This window comes from Mesorhizobium sp. USDA 4413, from assembly GCF_056280365.1.
This window is the reverse complement of the sequence record NZ_JBVPRP010000001.1, coordinates 5,468,903-5,487,153: the sequence shown is the minus strand read 5'-3', so window position 1 is coordinate 5,487,153 and position 18,251 is coordinate 5,468,903. Positions and strand designations below refer to the sequence as shown.

17 protein-coding genes are annotated in these 18,251 nt (G+C 63.8%); 16 read left to right on the top strand and 1 reads right to left on the bottom strand.

Annotated features, from left to right (window positions below; all coding sequences use genetic code 11):
* Window positions 1-22: 22 nt before the first annotated feature.
* From ACVMIM_RS26805 to ACVMIM_RS26790, 4 genes are read left to right on the top strand one after another with little or no spacing between them, the layout of a single operon-like run.
* Window positions 23-1,102, top strand: coding sequence for an ABC transporter substrate-binding protein (locus ACVMIM_RS26805; protein ID WP_476115562.1), 1,080 nt, complete (start codon window positions 23-25; stop codon window positions 1,100-1,102).
* A 30-nt stretch (window positions 1,103-1,132) separates the two neighbouring features.
* Window positions 1,133-2,002: an ABC transporter permease gene (locus ACVMIM_RS26800; protein WP_476115560.1), complete on the top strand. Its 870-nt coding sequence runs from the start codon at window positions 1,133-1,135 to the stop codon at window positions 2,000-2,002.
* Window positions 2,002-2,790: an ABC transporter permease gene (locus tag ACVMIM_RS26795; protein ID WP_476115559.1), complete on the top strand. Its 789-nt coding sequence runs from the start codon at window positions 2,002-2,004 to the stop codon at window positions 2,788-2,790. The genes ACVMIM_RS26800 and ACVMIM_RS26795 overlap by 1 nt, the downstream gene beginning before the upstream one ends.
* Before the next feature lie 2 nt (window positions 2,791-2,792).
* The gene (locus ACVMIM_RS26790; RefSeq protein ID WP_476115557.1) at window positions 2,793-3,857 is read left to right on the top strand and encodes an ABC transporter ATP-binding protein; all 1,065 of its coding nucleotides are present in this window, start codon (window positions 2,793-2,795) and stop codon (window positions 3,855-3,857) included.
* Between the two features lie 33 nt (window positions 3,858-3,890).
* On the opposite strand, the gene ACVMIM_RS26785 is transcribed toward ACVMIM_RS26790, so the two are convergent.
* Window positions 3,891-4,919 carry a LacI family DNA-binding transcriptional regulator gene (locus tag ACVMIM_RS26785; protein ID WP_476115555.1) on the bottom strand — a complete coding sequence of 343 codons (1,029 nt, stop codon included), beginning with the start codon at window positions 4,917-4,919 and terminating at the stop codon, window positions 3,891-3,893.
* A gap of 351 nt (window positions 4,920-5,270) precedes the next feature.
* Here ACVMIM_RS26785 and ACVMIM_RS26780 point away from each other — a divergent pair, with 351 nt between their 5' ends.
* The 12 genes from ACVMIM_RS26780 to ACVMIM_RS26725 all read left to right on the top strand — a co-directional run bounded on the left by ACVMIM_RS26780 (window position 5,271) and on the right by ACVMIM_RS26725 (window position 18,232).
* Window positions 5,271-6,884, top strand: coding sequence for an extracellular solute-binding protein (locus ACVMIM_RS26780; protein ID WP_476115554.1), 1,614 nt, complete (start codon window positions 5,271-5,273; stop codon window positions 6,882-6,884).
* Window positions 6,885-6,964: 80 nt separating this feature from the next.
* On the top strand, window positions 6,965-7,825 hold the full coding sequence (locus tag ACVMIM_RS26775; protein WP_476115552.1) for a carbohydrate ABC transporter permease: 861 nt from the start codon (window positions 6,965-6,967) through the stop codon (window positions 7,823-7,825).
* Window positions 7,822-8,778, top strand: coding sequence for a carbohydrate ABC transporter permease (locus ACVMIM_RS26770; RefSeq protein ID WP_476115551.1), 957 nt, complete (start codon window positions 7,822-7,824; stop codon window positions 8,776-8,778). Before ACVMIM_RS26775 ends, ACVMIM_RS26770 begins: the two co-directional genes overlap by 4 nt.
* Entirely contained in the window at window positions 8,775-9,860 is a 1,086-nt protein-coding gene (locus tag ACVMIM_RS26765; RefSeq protein WP_476115549.1) for an ABC transporter ATP-binding protein, read from the top strand. The genes ACVMIM_RS26770 and ACVMIM_RS26765 overlap by 4 nt, the downstream gene beginning before the upstream one ends.
* Before the next feature lie 3 nt (window positions 9,861-9,863).
* The gene (locus tag ACVMIM_RS26760; RefSeq protein ID WP_476115548.1) at window positions 9,864-10,934 is read left to right on the top strand and encodes an ABC transporter ATP-binding protein; all 1,071 of its coding nucleotides are present in this window, start codon (window positions 9,864-9,866) and stop codon (window positions 10,932-10,934) included.
* Between the two features lie 35 nt (window positions 10,935-10,969).
* Window positions 10,970-12,058 carry a Gfo/Idh/MocA family protein gene (locus ACVMIM_RS26755; protein ID WP_476115546.1) on the top strand — a complete coding sequence of 363 codons (1,089 nt, stop codon included), beginning with the start codon at window positions 10,970-10,972 and terminating at the stop codon, window positions 12,056-12,058.
* Between the two features lie 34 nt (window positions 12,059-12,092).
* A complete protein-coding gene (locus tag ACVMIM_RS26750) occupies window positions 12,093-13,007 on the top strand; it encodes a sugar phosphate isomerase/epimerase family protein (protein ID WP_476115544.1) in 915 nt (304 codons plus the stop codon).
* Window positions 13,008-13,073: 66 nt separating this feature from the next.
* A complete protein-coding gene (locus tag ACVMIM_RS26745; protein WP_278048263.1) occupies window positions 13,074-14,018 on the top strand; it encodes a sugar ABC transporter substrate-binding protein in 945 nt (314 codons plus the stop codon).
* A 130-nt stretch (window positions 14,019-14,148) separates the two neighbouring features.
* On the top strand, window positions 14,149-15,099 hold the full coding sequence (locus tag ACVMIM_RS26740; protein ID WP_476117374.1) for an ABC transporter permease: 951 nt from the start codon (window positions 14,149-14,151) through the stop codon (window positions 15,097-15,099).
* 2 nt (window positions 15,100-15,101) lie between these two features.
* The gene (locus ACVMIM_RS26735; RefSeq protein WP_040996008.1) at window positions 15,102-15,878 is read left to right on the top strand and encodes an ATP-binding cassette domain-containing protein; all 777 of its coding nucleotides are present in this window, start codon (window positions 15,102-15,104) and stop codon (window positions 15,876-15,878) included.
* Window positions 15,879-15,882: 4 nt separating this feature from the next.
* Window positions 15,883-17,064: an aldose 1-epimerase family protein gene (locus ACVMIM_RS26730; protein WP_476115542.1), complete on the top strand. Its 1,182-nt coding sequence runs from the start codon at window positions 15,883-15,885 to the stop codon at window positions 17,062-17,064.
* An 82-nt stretch (window positions 17,065-17,146) separates the two neighbouring features.
* Window positions 17,147-18,232 (top strand): fatty acid desaturase family protein, encoded by a 1,086-nt coding sequence (locus ACVMIM_RS26725; RefSeq protein WP_476117372.1) that lies wholly within the window; start codon window positions 17,147-17,149, stop codon window positions 18,230-18,232.
* Window positions 18,233-18,251: the final 19 nt, after the last annotated feature.

Here is an 18,251-nt window from a genome sequence, read left to right as displayed (position 1 = left end):
CAAACAATGAGAGGAAAAGAACATGCGCATGCCCAAACTGACCGCTTTTCTGACGGCCACCGCCGTCTTCGTCTCAGCCTTCACGGTTTGTACATTCCCTTGGGCCGCACAAGCCGCCGAGGAAGTGCATGTGCTCAACTGGAAAGGCTACGGCGCCGACGAGCCATGGGCGGTCGCCAATTTCGAGAAGGCGACCGGCTACAAGGTGGTCAACGACTTCTTCAACTCCGAACAGGAGATGCTGACCAAGATCCGCACCAATCCCGGCCTCTACGACGTCGTCATGATCAACGCCGCCTTCAACGACCAGGCGATGGCCGGCAAGCTGATCCAGCCGATCGACGTCTCGAAGCTCTCCAACTATGCCGACATCGCCAAGGATAAGGCGGGCTCGCCGATGCTCAACCATGACGGCAAGGTCTATGGCGTGCCGTGGGTGTGGGGCCTGACGGCTCTGGCCATCAATGACAAGTCCTTCGACAAGCCGCCGACGAGCATCGCGGAGATGTGGGATCCGAAGCATAAGGGCCGCGTCATCATTCGTGACGACGCCGTCGAGGCGGTGCAATTCGGCGCCATCGCATCGGGGCAGAACATCAACGACATCAAGGATATGGATGCGGTCAAGGCGAAGCTCACCTCGCTGATGCCGCAAATCAAGACCTTCTGGAGCTCGGAGAACGACTGGAACCAGATGGTCGCCTCCAACCAGATCGACATCGGTACCTATTGGAGCGGCTCGGCCGACCGCGCCAAGACGCATTTCAAGCTGCCGGTCTCGCTGGTCATCCCGCAGGAAGGCGCCGTCGCTTGGCTCGACGCGTTCTCGATCCCGGTCGGCTCGAAGAACGTCGCGGGCGCCGAGGCCTTCATCAACTACATGATCGACCCGAAATTCTACGTCGAATGGGTCACCAAGGTCGGTGCGCCGGTCTCGGCCAACACCAAGGCGGTCGAGGCGCTGCCCGAGGACGCCTTCAACCGCAAGGTCATGGGTAGCCCGGATGTTGCCAAGCGCATCCAGTTCCAGGCACCGATCACGGACGAGCAACGCGAGAAGTATCTGGCGCTGTGGCAGGAGCTGAAAGTCAACGTGAAGTAGTCGGCGTCTTTCGGGGAGGAGAGGCAAAAAATGGCCCACCAGCTTGCGATCGGTTCGCGCCGCGGACTGAGACCGGCGCTGCCGCTTCTCCTTCCCGCCTATCTGTGGCTGACGGTGGCGATTTTCCTGCCGCTGTCGGCCATGGCCTTCTTCTCGTTCATGACCGACCTGCCGCTGGCCGGAAAGGAGTGGTCGTTCACGCTCGGCAATTACGCGGCTTTCTTCTCGCAAAGCCTCTATTCGACGCTGCTGATTGCATCGCTGCGGCTCGGCCTCGAGGTGACGCTGTGGTGCGTCGTCATCGGCTACCCGGCGGCTTATGTGCTGGCCAAGGTGCTCAAGGGCCGCAGCCGCGAGGCTATCTTCCTGCTCGTCATCCTGCCCTTCTGGTCGAACGGGCTGGTGCGGATCTTCTCATGGGCGATGGTGCTGCGCGAAGGCGGCATTCTCGACACGGCGCTCAACGCCGTGCTGCCGTTCAAGATCAACATCGATCTCATGTATTCCTATCCGGCCGTCATCATCGGGCTCGTGCACTCCTATGTGCCCTATATGGTGCTCACCTGTTATCTCACGCTGCAGGCCATCGACGACTCGCTGATCGAGGCGGGACGATCGCTTGGCGCCTCACGGCGGCAGGTGCTGTGGCGGGTGATCATCCCGCTTTCGATGCCGGGCCTGATCGCCGGAGCGGCGCTGATCTTCGTGCCGGTGGTCGGCTCCTTCATGGAGCCGCGCATCCTCGGCGGCCGCACCGGCACCTTCTACGGCACCGTCATAGAGGACCAGTTCGTCGCCGTCTTCAACTGGCCGCTGGGCGCCGCGCTCTCCTTCATCCTGCTCGCGGTCGTGCTGATCATCCTCGCTTTAGCCGCGCCGGTCCTGCGGAGAGCCGGCTGATGGCGACGACGCGCATCCTCGAATGGCTCGGGCGCTTCTACATCGTGCTGCTGCTCGCCTTCCTCTACCTGCCGATCATCATCATGGCGGCGATGTCCTTCAACGCCTCGCCCTTCTATCAATTGCCTTTCGAGTGGACGACGGACTGGTATGCCTCGCTCTGGCAGAACGACCAACTGATCGCGGCGACCTGGAACAGCATCGAGATCGCAATCATCACCACTTTGATCTCGACCGTGCTTGGATCGATGGCGTCGCTGGCACTCTACCGCTACGAGTTCCGCGGCAAAAAAATCCTGCAGGCGCTGCTCTTTCCGCCGATCGCCATTCCATGGCTGATCACCGGCACCGCGATGCTGATCTTCTTCTTCGGAGTCGGCATCGGCCGCGGGCTGGTGGCAATCCTGCTCGGCCATGTCGCGCTGGCGCTGCCCTACGTGATCGTCGTCGTCTCGGCGCGGCTGCAGACCTTCGCGCCAGAGCTGGAAGAGGCGGCGCGCTCGCTGGGCGCCAATCAGTGGCAGGTGACCATGCGCGTCACCTTGCCGTGGATCATGCCCGGAGTGATCGCCGGCGGGCTGTTCGCCTTTGCCGTGTCGTTCGACCAGTTCGTGGTCTCGTATTTCCTGTCGACGCCCGGCCAGACGACTCTGCCGGTCGAAATCTATGCCGCGATCCGCAAGGGTTTTACCCCGGAGATCAACGCGGTCTCGACCATCATCATTGTCGTGTCGATGGCACTGATGCTGCTCACGGCGCGCTTCTTCAAATTCGGCGGAGAGAAATAATAATGGCCGGCGTCCAGGTAGCGAACGTCTCCCGCAGTTTCGGTGCGCACAAGGCGCTGGACGATGTCTCGATCGATTTTCCGGACGGCGGCTTCTACGCGCTGCTCGGGCCCTCCGGCAGCGGCAAGACGACGCTGCTCAGGCAGATCGCCGGCTTCGACTTTCCGGACTCAGGCCGCATCGCCATCGGCGGCGAAAGCGTCGAGCGCGTGCCGGTCGAGAAGCGGCGCATCGGCATGGTGTTCCAGAACTATGCGCTGTTTCCCAATATGAGCGTCGCCGACAATGTCGCGTTCGGCCTTTCGGTGCGCGGCGAGCCGAAGGCGACCATTGCAGCGGAAGTGCAGCGCGCGCTCGACCTCGTGCAGCTCGGCAAGCTCGGCGGGCGAAAGCCGCACCAGCTCTCGGGCGGCCAGCGCCAGCGCGTGGCGCTGGCGCGGGCCATCGTCACCAAGCCGCGCGTGTTGCTTCTCGACGAGCCGCTCGGCGCGCTCGACAAGGCGCTGCGCGTCGACATGCAGATCGAATTGAAGCGCATCCAGCGCGAGATCGGCATCACCACCATCTTCGTCACGCATGACCAGGAAGAGGCGCTGACAATGAGCGATCGGATCGGCATCCTGCGTGACGGCCGGCTGGTGCAGGAAGGGCCGCCGGAAGAGATTTACGACAGGCCGCAAAGCGAATTCGCCGCGACCTTCCTCGGCGACGCCAATATCTTTCGCGGCGACGCGACCGGCTCCGGGATCAAGCTGTCGGACGGCACGACGATCGCCGCTTCGACAGGCGCATCGGTGCCGGCCGGCGCCAAGGCGAGCTGTGCCGTGCGGCCGGAGCGCATCCGGATCTCGACCGGCGCTGCGACTGCCGGTGCCGGCAATGCGAACGTGCTCGCAGGGTGGGTCTCGAAGCGCATCTTCGCCGGCAACAACAGCACCTATTTCGTCGAGCGCGACGGCCAGACGCTGAAGGTGATCGTCCAGAACACCGGGGCCGAGAGGCTGGCCGAAGGTCAGCCCGTGGTGCTCAGCTGGTCGCCGGACAGCACTGTGCTGATCGCGGCCTGAAACTGCTGCTGCTCGAAGCCAGGACGAGACGATTCAAATCTCCGGGATGCTCTCGCGGAAGATGACCTGCAACCGTGGCTGATGGAGCTCGTAGGGCAATCCCCTGACCGAATGCGACAGGATGTTGAGCGCCTCCCTGGCCTCGACGCGCGGATTCTGGTCGATCACCGCGTCGAGCGTGCCGTCGAGCAAAAGCTCCTTCGTGCCGTCCGTCACCTCATGGCCGAGGAAGAGGATCTCCTTCGCGCGTCCGCGCTCCTTCAGCGCGCGGGCGATGCCGGTATTGCCGGCGCCGACATTGTAGATCGCGGCGAGATCCGGATGGCGCTCGAGCAGGGCGGAGGCTTCCGAATAGGCCTTCTCGCGGTCATCGAGCATTTCGCGCATCTCGACGATTTCGAGGTTGGGAGATTCCTCGGCGACGATATGGCGAAAACCCATCTCGCGTTCCTCATGGCCGCGATAGGCGAGCGAGCCTGCGAACAACGCCACCTTGCCCGGACGGCCGGCGCCCATGAAGCGGTTGAGCAGATAGCCGGCAAGCCGGCCCGCGGCGCGGTTGTCGATGCCGATATAGGCGACCCGCGGCACATGCAGGATGTCGGAGGCGATGGTGACGACCTTGATATCGCTGGCCGACAGCGACCGGATCACCTCGCGCACCGTCGGGTGGTCGAGCGCGATGACGCCCACACCTTGGGTCTGGCCGTGCAGATCCTGCAGCAGGCGGGCGAGCCGGTCGGGGTTGAAGCCTTCGATGGTGGTGACGCGGACGTCGAGATCGGGCCGTGTCAACGCCTGCGCCTCGATGTGCCGGTGCAAGAGCTTGATGAAGGAGTTGGTGCCGGCCGGCAGGGCGAAGTCGAGCCTTATCGTCTGCCCCGGCACGGCGCGCGGCTGACTTCCGTTCGGCGTTTCGGCGATGTAGCCCAGGCGCTGCGCCATCTCGATGACGATCTCGCGCGTGCGTGCCCGCACCCCCGGGCGGTTGTTCAGCACACGGTCGACCGTGGCAGGAGAAACGCCGGCTTCCCGGGCTATGTCTGTCAGGGTTGACCGCACGTCGAGCACCTCATCGCAAGCATCAGAATCACGCAGCTTCCACTCAGTTCCGCGGAAACGCTCAGCCGCAACCGCGATTCTGATGTGAAATGATGTAACCGCCCTTGGCTTGCGCGCAAGCCGGCGCGGTACATAAGGCGCCGAAGGTCCGGCCAAGCTGGTCGGATCGCGGCGAAAGCCCCTCAAATCCAAGCAATGGGAGCGATATGATGGGTTCGGCGGACTGCATTTTCTCCCTCACTTGCGATTTTATGACGTATTTTGAGTATTTATGATGTTGACAGGCTTCACACGCTGTCGTCAATATCCCTCACGCGGGCCATGGAGGAACGGGCCCGAGGGAGGAATTCGATGTCTCAATTGATCCGCATGTCGCGGCGCCGCCTGCTGGCGTCCGGAGGAAAGGCCGCGGTGTTCGTCGCCGCGACCGGTATTGCACCGCAATTCATTCGCCCCGGCCGCGCCTTCGCGGCAGACGCGCTGGCGCCCGGCATGATCGGCGGGCCGACCGGCTTCGACGGCGCGGAGCGCTATCAGTACGGGCCCGACACGCCGGAAGGGCGCGCGGTCGAGGCGGCCAAGGCGCTGAAGGCGGCCGGCAAGGCGCCGGCGAAAATCGTTCTCGGTCTGTCCGACGGCTCGATCGGCCAGCTGACCAAGCCTTTCCCGGCCGGCGCGCCATCGATCAAGGATCTGTGGGAGAAGGAAACCGGCATCCAGATCGAGATCGTCGGCCTGCCGAACGGCCAGGAATTCACCAAGACGATGCAGGACATCTCCACCAAGGGTGGGGCCTACGACATCTATTCGACCGAATGGAACCGCCTCGGCGATCTTGCCGAAACCGGCGGCATCGCCAAGCTCGACGACTTCGTCGCCAAGCACAAGCCGGAATGGGACGATCCGAAGCAGGGTTACGTCAACGGCGCCAAGGGAGTGTCGCTGCTCAACCAGTATCGCGGCTCGACCTATGGCGTGTCGCTGGACGGCGATTTCCAGACCTGGGTCTACCGCGCCGACCTGTTCGGCGACGCCGCCGAGCAGAAGGCCTTCAAGGACAAATACGGCTACGACCTTGCCCCGCCGAAGACCTGGAAGCAGCACAGCGACGTCGCGGCCTTCTTCCAGCGGCCGGACAAGGGCCTGTTCGGCTCGACCGACCTGCGCAACCAGGGCTGGGGCTACACCAACTGGTACCAGCGCTATGTCTCGATGGCCTCGCCCAACCAGTTCCTGTTCGGCGACGACGGCAAGCCGCTGATCAATTCCGAGCACGGTATCGCCGCCACCAAGGAGTATGTGGAGTCGCTGGCGCATCATTCGCCTGACGCGATCTCGTGGGGCTGGCCGGAGCAGTACGGCAACTTTGCCAAGGGAGGTGCTGCGATGACCTGCGCCTTCTCCAACCTGCCGAAATTCCTCGACAATGCCGGCAACAAGGATTCGGCCGTCACCGGCAAGATCGGATCGATGCTGCCGCCGGGACGCGAGATCGACGGCAAGCTGATCAGCCGTTCGGTTCTGTGGTTCTCGCTGACCGGCATGGTCTCGTCGCAGTCGAAGAACCCCGAAGCCGCTTACCTTCTGCTGCAGTGGCTGGGTTCTGCCCGCATCTATGCCTGGATGAGCGCCAATCCCGGCGGCTATCTCGATCCGTTCCGGCTCTCGGACTTCTCCGATCCGCTCGTGCGCCAGACCTATCACGCCTACCACATGGACGTGGTGCGCGAGACGGTGGCACGCACGGTGCCGACCATCAACTACCCCGGCGCCACGGCCTTCCACAACGCGCTCGACGAGAACCTCGTGGCCTCGCTGACCAAGGCCAAGACGCCGGAGCAGGCGATGGCCGACACCGAACGCGAATGGAAGAAGATCGCGCGCCGCATCGGCGAGGACAAGCTCCTCGAAGCCATCAAGACCAACAAGGAGGCCTGGCCCACGGTTCTCGATCCAATCAGCTGATCCGCCTCCCTGGATCAGAACCGGAGGGGAGGGGCGTCAGCTCTTCCCCTCCTTCCTAACGCCACCAGCAAAGCAGCCAGATGAAGCGTTCCGTTCCCTTCGAGATGTTCCGCTACGCCGCGATCCTCGCGGCGATGGCGGTGACGCTGGTGCCGATCCTGTGGATGGTGTCGATGGCCTTCAAGCCGATCGGCGAATGGTCGGCGACCGGCGCCGACCTGACCTGGTGGCCGAAGCAGCCGACGCTTGCCAATTTCCGATTCGTGTTCGGCCACTCCACCAACGACCTGATCGTCGCGCTCGACCACACGGCGGTGAAGCCGATCCTGTCGTCGCTCTTGTCGGCGGTGTTCGGGACCGTGATCGCCATGTCGGCCGGCACCGCCGCCGCCTACGGCCTGTCGCGCTTCGGCTCCGGCCAGAACCTGCCGCTGGCGCTTATCCAGCTCAGGCTGTTTCCGCCGATGGCGGTGATGATCCCGGTGATGATCATGTGGGCGTTCCTCAACCTCAACGACACATGGTGGGGGCTGGCGCTGATCTATGGCATCGTCACGCTGCCCTTCGCCTTCTGGCTGATGAAGACCTTCTTCGACGACATGCCGCGCGAGATCGAGGAAGCGGCGCTCGTGGAGGGCTGCTCGCGGCTGCGCGTCTTCACCCGCATCACGCTGCCGATGATGCGCGCGCCGCTGGCGAGCGCCGCGCTCTTCGTCTTCATCCTCAACTGGTCGGATTATCTCATCGCGCTGCTGCTGACGACGCGCGAATGGGTGACGATTCCCGTCTACATGGCGTCGCTGTCGTCCTCGATGACCGGACAGCTCTACGGCGCCAAGGCCGCGCTCGGCCTGATCGCGGCGGTGCCGCCGGTGATCATGGGCATCGCCATCCAGCGCCATCTGGTGCGCGGGCTGACGTTCGGAGCGCTCAAGCAATGAGCGCGCTGACGGCGACGATTTCGGAGGACAAGATGGACGCGCGGACGAAGTCCGTCGCGCCTGACGAGGGCGCGCGGCTGGGCTTCCGCCTGACCTTGCCGGCGCAGATCCTGGTGCTGTTCATCTCGGCCTTTCCGCTTCTGATGCAGCTCTACATCAGCGTCACCGACTGGTCGCCGCTTTCGGGCATCGGCTGGTGGAACGCCTCGGAGATGTGGAACAGCTTCGCCAACTATACCGACCTCGCGGCCGACACACGCTTCTGGAGCGCCTTGCAGCGCACGGCGATCGTTATGCTGGTCTGCGTGCCGGCGGAGTTCCTGCTGGGTCTGGCGCTGGCGACGCTTTTCGCCGACGACTTTCCCGGCAAGCGCATCTTCTATTCGATCCTGCTGATGCCGATGATGGTCGTGCCAGCGGTCGCCGGCTACATGTTCTTCATGCTGTTCCAGTCAGGCGGCCCGGTGAACGACATCCTGTCGCGCATCGTCGGCACGCCGGTGACGATCGCCTGGCTTTCCGATCCGAACCTGGCGCTGATCGCGGTGATGATCGCCGACATCTGGCAGTGGACGCCGCTGATGTTCCTCATCCTGCTCGCCGGCCTGGTCGGTGTACCGGAGGATCAAATGAAAGCGGCCACATTGCTCGGCGCCAATGCCTGGCAGCGCTTCACCACCATCGTGCTGCCGAAGATGAAGACGATCATCATCATCGCCTTGGCGATAAGGGTGATTGAGAACTTCAAGATCTTCGACACGCTCTATATCATGACCGGCGGCGGCCCGGGCGTCGCCACCGAGACGATCTCCGTCTACATCTACAAGGTCACCACCCAGGACCTGATCTGGGGCTATGTGGCGGCCATCGCGCTCGCCATCCTGATCGTGCTTTCGATCGTCGCGGTCTACGCCATGAAGCGCATGGCGAAGAGCCGGGAGGTGCCGGCATGAGCGCGATCCACTTGCAAAACCTGGTCAAAAAGTTCGGCGACTTCGCCGCGCTGAAGACGATGGACCTCGAGATCGCCGATGGCGAGTTCATGGCGCTGCTTGGACCATCGGGTTGCGGCAAATCGACGACGATGAACATGATCGCCGGCATGGAAGAGCCGACCAGCGGCAAGATCCTGTTCGGCGAGCGCGACATGGCCGGCGTCCCGATGGGGCGGCGCGGCGTCGGTTTCGTCTTCCAGAACTACGCCATCTTCACCCATATGACGGTGCGGCAGAACCTCGCCTACGGTCCGAAGATGCGCGGCACCGCCAAGGCCGAGATCGATCGCCGCGTCGGCGCCATCGCCGAGATGCTGCAGCTTTCGCCGCTGCTCGACCGCAAGGCCGACAGGCTGTCGGTCAACATCCTGCAGCGCGTGGCGATCGGCCGCTCGGCGATCATGGAGCCGGCGATCTTCCTGCTCGACGAGCCGCTCTCCAATGTCGACGCGGCCTTCCGCGCGGTGATGCGCACCGAGCTCAAGCAGCTGCAGCGCCAGTTCAGGCAGACCATGGTCTATGTCACGCATGACCAGCTCGAGGCCATGACCATGGCCGACCGCATCGCGGTGATGGATCACGGCGTGCTGCAGCAGGTCGGCACGCCGCTCGAGGTCTACAACAACCCGGCCAATGTCTTCGTCGCGCGCTTCATCGGCGCGCCGGGCATGAACCTGCTGAAGGGCAGGCCGGCGCAAAGCGACCGCGGGCTGGTGATTGACCTCGGACCGCTCGGCGTCACACCGCCCTTGTCGGATGACCTGGCTTCGGCCGTGCGCGCGGTGCGTGGCGACGTGCTTTACGGTTTCCGGCCGGAGCAGGTGACGCTTGCCGTGCGCGGGCTCTCGATGCCGGTGAGCTTCGTCGAGCGGATCGGCGCGCGCACCATCGTCCATCTGGGCGAAGGCGAGAGTGCGGTCAAGGCGGTGTTCGAGAACGATGTCGGCCTGTCGGTCGGGCAGACGGCGGTCGTGGCGCCGCCGGCCTCGTCGGTGCGCGTCTTCGACGCAGCCACCGGCCTTGCAGTGAGGGCGGGCTGAGCCATGGCCGATATCGTTTTCCGCAATGTCACCAAGCGCTACGGCAAAACACTTGCCGTGGACGATGCTTCCTTCACCGTCAACGACAACGAGTTCTTCTGCTTCTTCGGGCCGCCGCTGTCCGGCAAGTCGACGATCCTGCGGCTGGTGCTCGGATTGGAGCAGCCGGACGAGGGCGAGATCCTGATCGGCGGCAAGCCGGTCAACAGCGTCTCGCCAGCCGAGCGCAACGTCGCCATGGTGTTCCAGAACCTTGCGCTGTTCCCGCATATGAGCGCGCGCGACAATGTCCGCTTCCCGCTGGTCGAGCGGAAGGTGGCCGAGGCCGAGATCGAAAAGCGCCTCGCCGACGTCGCAGCTAAGCTGCATATCGGCCATATCCTGCACAAGCCGCCGGCGCAGCTTTCCGGCGGCGAGCGGCAGCGCGTGGCGATCGCGCGCGCCCTGGTGCGCGATCCGGCCGCCTATCTGATGGACGATCCGATCTCGGCGCTCGATGCCAGGCTGCGCGAGGAAACGCGCGTCGAGCTGAAGCGCATCCAGCGCGAGCTCGGCAAGACGCTGATCTATGTCACGCATGACCAGGAGGAGGCGATGTCGGTCGCCGACCGCATGGCGATCCTGGAGAACGGCCGGATCAGGCAGATCGGCGCGCCGGCCGAAATCTACGACCGTCCGGCCAGCGCCTATGTGGCGCGCATGCTCGGCTCGCCGATGATGAACATCCTGCCGTCGGTGCGCGGCGCAAGCGGGATCGAGGCTGCGGAAGGCGTGATCCGCATCGCCGACGACAAAGCGCCGGCCGAGGCGATCGAGATCGGGCTCAGGCCGGAAGACATCAAGGTCCGGCCGTGGACGGACAACGAGACGGCGGAAGGGGGCTCGGGCCGCCCGGCGCGGGTGTTCGAGGTCGAGCCGCTCGGCGGCTACACCGTGGTGACACTCGCTGCCGGGCAGGCGCGGCTCAGGGCGCTGCTGCGCGGCCAGCCCGACATCAGGCCGGATGCGATGGTGGCGATATCCTGCGAGCCGGCCAGAGTGCATTATTTCGGCCGGGACGGAGGCGCGTTGTGACGGCCGCCGCGGCGACAGAATTTCGGGAGGAAGAAATGGCAGAAAAAGGCTTCGAGCCGGACGTCAAGGTTCGCACCAGGGACTACAAAATCGGCTGCGTCGGCGCCGGTATGATCATGGCCGAGTGTCATCTGGCGGCCTACAAGGAAGCAGGCTTTCCGGTTGTGGCGATCGCCTCGCGCACCAAGGCGAACGCCGAGAAGGTCGCCACCCGCTGGGGCATTCCGACGGTGCACGACACGCCGGAACATCTGATCGAGGACGAACAAGTCGAGATCATCGATCTTGCCTTCCCGCCCGACCAGCAGCCGGCGCTGATCCGCCATGCGCTGAAGCAGAAGCACATCAAGGCGATCCTGGCGCAAAAGCCGCTGGCGCTGTCGGTCGAGGAGGCCGTCAAGCTGCGTGACGAGGCGGCGAAGGCCGGCAAGATCCTCTCGGTCAACCAGAACATGCGCTACGACCAATCGATGCGCGTCCTGAAGCAGATCATCGACAGCGGCGCGCTCGGCGACATCGTCTTCGCGCAGATCGACATGCATGCGATCCCGCACTGGCAGACCTTCCTTCAGGGCTACGACCGGCTGACGCTCGCCAATATGAGCGTGCACCATCTCGACGTGTTGCGCTTCCTTTTCGGCGACCCGGACGAGATCACGACGCTGACGCGAAAGGACCCGCGCACCCAGTTCGATCACTCCGACGGCATCACCGTATCGACGCTGCGCTTCCCGTCGGGCGTGCTTGCCGTGTCGCTGGAGGACGTTTGGTCCGGCCCGCGCCAAGAGGGTTATAGGGACGACCAGCATATCAACTGGCGTGTCGACGGCACCAAGGGCGTCGCCAAGGGCACGATCGGCTGGCCGACGGGTGCCGCCTCGACGCTGACCTACGCTTCGGCCGAGACGACCGGCGGGGAATGGGTGAGCCCGAGCTGGGAAACGATGTGGTTCCCGCATGCCTTCATCGGCGTGATGGAACAGCTGCAGCATGCCGTGAAGACGGGCACGCCGCCGGCGCTTTCCGTTGCCGACAACGTCAAGACCATGGCGCTGGTCGAGGCAGGCTATCGCTCGATGGCCGCGGGCCGCACGGTCAAGCTCTCCGAGATCCCGACAAACTGAATCAACTGAATCGCTACAAGGAGGAATTCACACCATGATGCAGGCAGGCATTTTCACGGGCTATTTCCCGTACGGCCTCGAAGAGACGGCAAAGAAGATCCGCGGTCTCGGTTTCAACACGGTGCAGCTCGACCTGCACTTCAAGGACATCGACCTGTCGGCGGGCCAGATCACCAAGGACAAGGCGAAGAGGGTGCGGGATGTCTTCCGCGACCATAACCTGCCGGTCTGCTGCGTGTCGGGCTACACCAACATCATCCACCCGGACAAAGCGGAGCGCGAGAAGCGCGTCGGTTATCTCAAGGAGATCATCCGCAATGCGCGCCATTTCGGCTCGCCTTACGTGATCTCGGAAACCGGCACCTACAACACAGAGTCCGACTGGGTGCATCACCCGAAGAACAAGACCGAGGAAGGTTTTGAGGAATGCCGCAAGGTGATCGCCGACCTTGCCCAGACGGCTTACGATCACGGCGCGGTGTTCCTGCTCGAGACCTATGTCAACAACGTCGTCGGCTCGGTCGAGGAGACGGTGAAGATGTTCGCGCAGGTCGACCATCCCGGCCTCGGCCTGCTGATGGACCCGACCAATTATTTCGAGTCCCACAACATCGACCGTATGGACCAGATCCTCAACCAGGTCTTCGACACGCTGACCGACAAGATCAAGATCGCCCATGCCAAGGACGTGAAGCGCTCGGGCGACGACAAGTCCGAGAAGCATGCCGATATCGGTGACGCCGACGCAATGGAAAGCCACACCTTCCGCGGTGTCGGCGAGATCGAGCTGCCGGCGCCGGGCCTCGGCTCGCTGAATTACGACCTCTACCTCAAGCGTCTCGCCGAGAAGCATCCGAACATCCCGGTGATAATCGAACATCTGTCGGAAGAGGACGTGCCGCGCGCCAAGAAGTTCCTCGACGGGAAGTTCCGCGAGAACGGCCTCTGAGATTGCGCAGGCGCCGCGCTTCGCGGCGGCGCCTGCGGCTTGCACCAGACAAGTGGAGGAAACGAGATGTTGAAATTCGGATTGAAACTGGCGGCCGCGGCGACTGTGCTTGCGGGCCTCGCCTTCGGCTCAGCTGCGCAGGCGCAGGACGGCCAGAAGACGTTTTATCTCTTGTCGCATGGCGGCCCGTCGGACGCGTTCTGGATCGACTGGAACGCCGGCGCGACCAAGGCCTGCGACCAGCTCAAGGTGACCTGCAAGATCTCCTTCAGCGGCGGCGATATGGCGGCGCAGAAGGAGGCCTTCAACTCGGCGCTCGCCGCTAAGCCGGACGGCATCGCTACGACCTCGGCGCAGCCAGGTCTGTGGACCGAGGAAGTGAAGGCCGCCAAGGCCGCCGGCATTCCGATCGTGTTCTTCAACACCGACGATCCGGCAACCGGTCGCCAGGCCTATGTCGGCGCCGACCTCAAGGAAGCCGGCGCCATCTGGGCGAAGTATCTCGTCGACCATAAGATGGTGAAGCAGGGAGACAAGGTGTTCCTGCCGGTCGAGGTGCCCGGCGCCAGCTACCAGCAACTCGAGACCGAGGGCATCGCCGGCGTCTTCGATCCGCTCGGCATCAAGTATGACGTGGTCGACTGCGGCACCGATCCGGCCGGCATCATCGCCAAGATGACCGACTATATGGTCGCCAACAATCCGCCGGCGATCATTGCGCTGGGCGACTCCGTTGCGGCCAGCGTCAAGCGGGTGTTCGACGGCGCGGGCATTCCGGCCGGCAAGATTCCGGTCGTCGGCTGGGGCAATTCCAAGGAGACGGCCCAGGCGGTCAAGGACGGCTTCGTCAACGCCGCCGCCTGGCAGTATCCGTCGGCCCAGGGCTTCATGCCGGTCGCGCTGCTCGGCCTCGCCGCTTCGGGCGAGCCGATCGGCTACGACATCCACACCTTCGGCCTCTACGACGCCTCCAGCGTCGAGCCGATCCTGAAGCTCTACGACAAGAAGTGAGAGAACTGGCGCCCGTCGTGTGAACGTCGGGCGCCACGCAGAAAGCATGGTTCAGCAAGTCATGGTCCAGCAAGCCGGGGCAGTTACAGCGGAAGATGGCGCGGGGCGTGCGAAGGCCAAGTCGAGTCTGATGCGCTCGCCGCAATTCTCCTCCTTCGTCATCCTCGTCGTGCTTCTGGTGGTGTTCGCGGTTGCCGACGGCAATTTCCTGTCGCCGCTCAACATCTCCAACATGATGGCGTTCCTGCCGGAGCTCGGCATTATCGCGCTCGGCATGACGCTGCTTCTGACCGCCGGCGAATTCGACCTGTCGGTCGGCGCGGTCTTCGCGCTCGCCCCCGTCGTGGTGATGCTCCTGGTACAGAACGCCGGCGTCGATATCGGCGTGGCGCTGCTCGCCGGGCTGCTGCTCTGCATCGCGATCGGCGCCATCAACGGCGTCATCGTCACCAAGATCGGCATCTCGTCCTTCCTGGTGACGCTGTCGATGCTGCTTATCGTACGCGGCGCCGCGCTCTACATCACGCAGGGCTTTCCGTTGAAGTCCTGGGACCAGCCGGGCTTTTTCGTCACGCTGCTCGCCGGCAGCTTCAACATCGGCGCGTTCCGCTTCTACACCTCGCTCTGGTGGTTCATCGGGCTCTCGCTGCTTGCGGTCTATGTGCTGCGCTACGCCAAGCTCGGCAACTGGATCAGCGCCATCGGCTCCAACCGCAACGCGGCGGTGGCGCGCGGCGTGCCGGCCGACGCCGTCAAGATCTGGCTTTTCACCCTGACCTCGGTGCTCGCAGGGCTTGCCGGCATGATCAGCGCCTTCCGCATCTCGGCGGCCTCGCCGGTGGCGGGAACCGGCTATGAGCTCGAAGTGATCGCCATGGTGGTGGTCGGCGGCACGGCGCTGACCGGCGGGCGAGGCACCATCCTCGGCACCATCGTCGGCGCGCTGATGCTGCGCGCGATCCGCAACGGCATCGTGCTCGTCGGCGTGCCGGGGCTCGCCTACAACATCTTCGTCGGCGTCATCATCCTCGCCATGCTCATCCTGCACGCTCTGCTGCAGAAAAACGCCGCAAGGAGCTGACAATGATGCAGGAAGTGCTCCGGCTGCAGAACTTACAAAAATCCTTCGGCAGCGTGCGCGCGCTGAAGAATGCCTCGCTGACGCTCAAGGAGGGCGAGGTGGTCGCGCTGCTTGGCGATAACGGCGCCGGCAAGTCGACGCTGATCAAGGCGATCTCCGGCGTCTTCCCGATCGATCGCGGCGACATCTATGTGCGGGGTGAGAAGGTCTCGATCCGCTCGACGCGCGAGGCAATGGATCTCGGCATCGAGACCATCCATCAGGACACTTCGCTTGCGCCCGACCTCAGCATCGCACGCAACCTGTTCCTCGGCCGCGAGCCGGTCAATCTCAAATGGCTCGGCGTGTTCGCGCCGCTCGACCTCGCCAAGCTGCGCGATGCGGCCTCGGCGCTGCTCAAGCGCGTCGGCATTTCGAAGAAGCTCGACGCCGACGCCTTGGTCTCGACGCTGTCCGGCGGCGAGCGCCAGTCGATCGCCATCTCGCGCGCCATGCAGTTCGCCGCCAAGGTGATCATCCTCGACGAGCCGACCAACAATCTCGGCGTCGAGGAAACGCATGGCGTGCTGCGCTTCGTCAAGGAGATGCGCGAGGCCGGGCATTCGGTGCTTCTGATCACCCACAACATCCACCATGTGTTCGAAGTCGCCGATCGCATCATCGTCATGCGCCGCGGCGAGATCGTCGCCGAGCAGACGGTCGCCGACACCGACCTTCTGACCGTGGAAAGCCTGATAACCGGCGCCGACCTGTCGGCCCTGATGAAAAGGGCGCAGTGACGGCATGGTGAAGCTCTACGGACAGACGCTTTCACGGCGGCAGGTCGCGGAACGTTCCGGCATGCTGTCGCAATTCGCAGGCGTGCGGCTGATGACGCTCGGCGACGGCGTCGAGCGCGGCATCCGCATGCTCGAATTCCGCACAGGGTCGGGCCTGCGCTTCACGGCGCTAATCGACCGTGCACTCGACATTGCCGATTGCGAATACAAGGGCCAGGCGATCGGCTGGCATTCGCCGAGCGGTTTTCGCAACCCGGGCCTCCACGACTATGAAGGCGAGGACGGCTTTGCCTGGGGACGGTCCTTCTCCGGCCTGCTGGTCACCTGCGGCCTCGACCACATTCTCGGCCGCAACAAGGTGCCGGCGGAGAACTACAATTACCCGGGCCGCAAGACGGTGACGCACTCGCTGCATGGACGCGTCGGCACCATTCCGGCGCGGCTCACCGGCTATGGCGAAAACTGGGACGGCGACCGCTGCGTTTTGTGGGCGGAGGGAATCGTCCAGCAGGCAAGCGTGTTCGGCGAAGATTTGCATCTCATCCGCCGCATCGAGGCCGATGTCGGCGGCAGCGAGATCCGGCTTTCGGACCGGGTCGTCAATCACGGCTTCCATCGCACGCCGCATATGTATTTCTATCATGTCAATGTCGGGCATCCGCTTCTCGACGAAGGCTCGCGCTATCTGGCGCCGATCCGTGACGTGGTCTGGGCAGCACATGCCGGCGAACGCTACCAGGCGCAGAAGGTCGGCTACCGTACCGTTTCCGGGCCTCAGCTCGGCTTCAGCGAACAGGTCTGGCAGCATGAGCTGGGCGCCGACAGCAAGGGCGAAGTGCCGGTCGCCGTCGTCAACGACCGGCTTGGCCTCGGCTTCGAGGTCGTCACCCGCAAGGACCAATTGCCTTGTTGCTACGAGTGGCAGAATTTCCAGGCCGGGCAGTATGCGCTTGGCATCGAGCCCTCGACGCACCATGTGCTCGGCAACCTGGCTGCGCGCGAGCGCGGTGAGATGATCTGGCTGGAGCATGGCGAGACCCGCGCATATGACGCGGTGTTTCGCGTCCTCGATGGCAAGGATGCGATCGCAGATGCGGAACGAAGGATCGCGGCCATCGCCCGTCAGCCAGAGCAGGATTATCCTCAACCATCCGGCAATTTCCCAAGACTGGCGGGGAGGGCATGAGCGCGACATTTATCCATAGCGAGCTCTCCGGCCGGCGGACCGGATTGCCAGCTCTGCGTGAAGATTGGAGGCCGATGTGACGGTGGCAAAGAAGCGCGACTACAGCCTTGTCGGCGAAAGCACGCGCAGGGCGATTGAGACCGGGCTCGCCTCGGCCGAATGGTACCACACGGACGTGCCGCGCAAGACCATGAAGGAATTGATGCAGCGTTCCGACGGGCCGGCGATCCGCGACACCATCATATGGATTTCTGCGATCCTGGGCTCGGCGGCCGGCATCGTCTGGTTCTGGGGCACATGGTGGGTCGTTCCGTTCCTGTTCGTTTATGGCGTGCTCTATGGCTCTTCGAGCGACTCACGCTGGCACGAATGCGGCCACGGCACCGCCTTCCGCACGCGCTGGATGAACGACGTCGTCTACCACATCGCCTCCTTCATGCTGATGCGCAACCCCGTGCAGTGGCGCTGGAGCCATGCGCGCCACCACACCGACACCATCATTGTCGGCCGCGACGCCGAGATCGCGGTGATGCGGCCGCCGGACCTCATCAAGGCGGCTTTGGCCTTCACCGGCATCCTCGACTTCCGCTATTCGCTGCCGACGTTGGTGCGCCAAGCCTTCGGTACATTGTCGGACGACGAGAAGAGCTACATCCCTGAGATGGAGCAGCACAAGGCGGTGATCGCAGCGCGCTGGCATATGGTCGTCTATGCCGTGACGATCGCTGTCGCGATCGCGCTTAGGTCGTGGATACCGCTGGTGCTGATCGGCGTGCCGCGCCTTTACGGCACCTGGCACATGGTGCTGACGGGGCTGTTGCAGCATATCGGACTGGCCGACAATGTCACCGATCACCGGCTGAACACGCGCACCGTCTACATGAACCCGATCAGCCGGTTCATCTACTGGAACATGAACTACCATGTGGAGCACCACATGTTCCCGATGGTGCCTTACCACGCGCTGCCGAAGCTGCATGAGCTGATCAAGCACGATCTGCCGGTGGCGAATCCGTCGATGTGGCACGCCTATCGCGAGGTCTGGCCGGTGCTGCTCAGGCAGCTGAAATATGAGGACTACTATCTCAAGCGCGAACTGCCGCCGACGGCCAAGCCCTATCGCGGCGAATTCCATGATCTCGACATAACGGCGGCCGCCGCCGAATAGGCGCCGCATGCAATCCAGA

Excerpts from the sequence above, each read along its gene's own strand:
- ACVMIM_RS26805 (WP_476115562.1), top strand. The coding sequence starts at position 23 with ATGCGCATGCCCAAACTGACCGCTTTTCTGACGGCCACCGCCGTCTTC.
- ACVMIM_RS26800 (WP_476115560.1), top strand. The coding sequence starts at position 1,133 with ATGGCCCACCAGCTTGCGATCGGTTCGCGCCGCGGACTGAGACCGGCG.
- ACVMIM_RS26795 (WP_476115559.1), top strand. The coding sequence starts at position 2,002 with ATGGCGACGACGCGCATCCTCGAATGGCTCGGGCGCTTCTACATCGTG.
- ACVMIM_RS26790 (WP_476115557.1), top strand. The coding sequence starts at position 2,793 with ATGGCCGGCGTCCAGGTAGCGAACGTCTCCCGCAGTTTCGGTGCGCAC.
- ACVMIM_RS26780 (WP_476115554.1), top strand. The coding sequence starts at position 5,271 with ATGTCTCAATTGATCCGCATGTCGCGGCGCCGCCTGCTGGCGTCCGGA.
- ACVMIM_RS26775 (WP_476115552.1), top strand. The coding sequence starts at position 6,965 with ATGAAGCGTTCCGTTCCCTTCGAGATGTTCCGCTACGCCGCGATCCTC.
- ACVMIM_RS26770 (WP_476115551.1), top strand. The coding sequence starts at position 7,822 with ATGAGCGCGCTGACGGCGACGATTTCGGAGGACAAGATGGACGCGCGG.
- ACVMIM_RS26765 (WP_476115549.1), top strand. The coding sequence starts at position 8,775 with ATGAGCGCGATCCACTTGCAAAACCTGGTCAAAAAGTTCGGCGACTTC.
- ACVMIM_RS26760 (WP_476115548.1), top strand. The coding sequence starts at position 9,864 with ATGGCCGATATCGTTTTCCGCAATGTCACCAAGCGCTACGGCAAAACA.
- ACVMIM_RS26755 (WP_476115546.1), top strand. The coding sequence starts at position 10,970 with ATGGCAGAAAAAGGCTTCGAGCCGGACGTCAAGGTTCGCACCAGGGAC.
- ACVMIM_RS26750 (WP_476115544.1), top strand. The coding sequence starts at position 12,093 with ATGATGCAGGCAGGCATTTTCACGGGCTATTTCCCGTACGGCCTCGAA.
- ACVMIM_RS26745 (WP_278048263.1), top strand. The coding sequence starts at position 13,074 with ATGTTGAAATTCGGATTGAAACTGGCGGCCGCGGCGACTGTGCTTGCG.
- ACVMIM_RS26740 (WP_476117374.1), top strand. The coding sequence starts at position 14,149 with ATGCGCTCGCCGCAATTCTCCTCCTTCGTCATCCTCGTCGTGCTTCTG.
- ACVMIM_RS26735 (WP_040996008.1), top strand. The coding sequence starts at position 15,102 with ATGATGCAGGAAGTGCTCCGGCTGCAGAACTTACAAAAATCCTTCGGC.
- ACVMIM_RS26730 (WP_476115542.1), top strand. The coding sequence starts at position 15,883 with ATGGTGAAGCTCTACGGACAGACGCTTTCACGGCGGCAGGTCGCGGAA.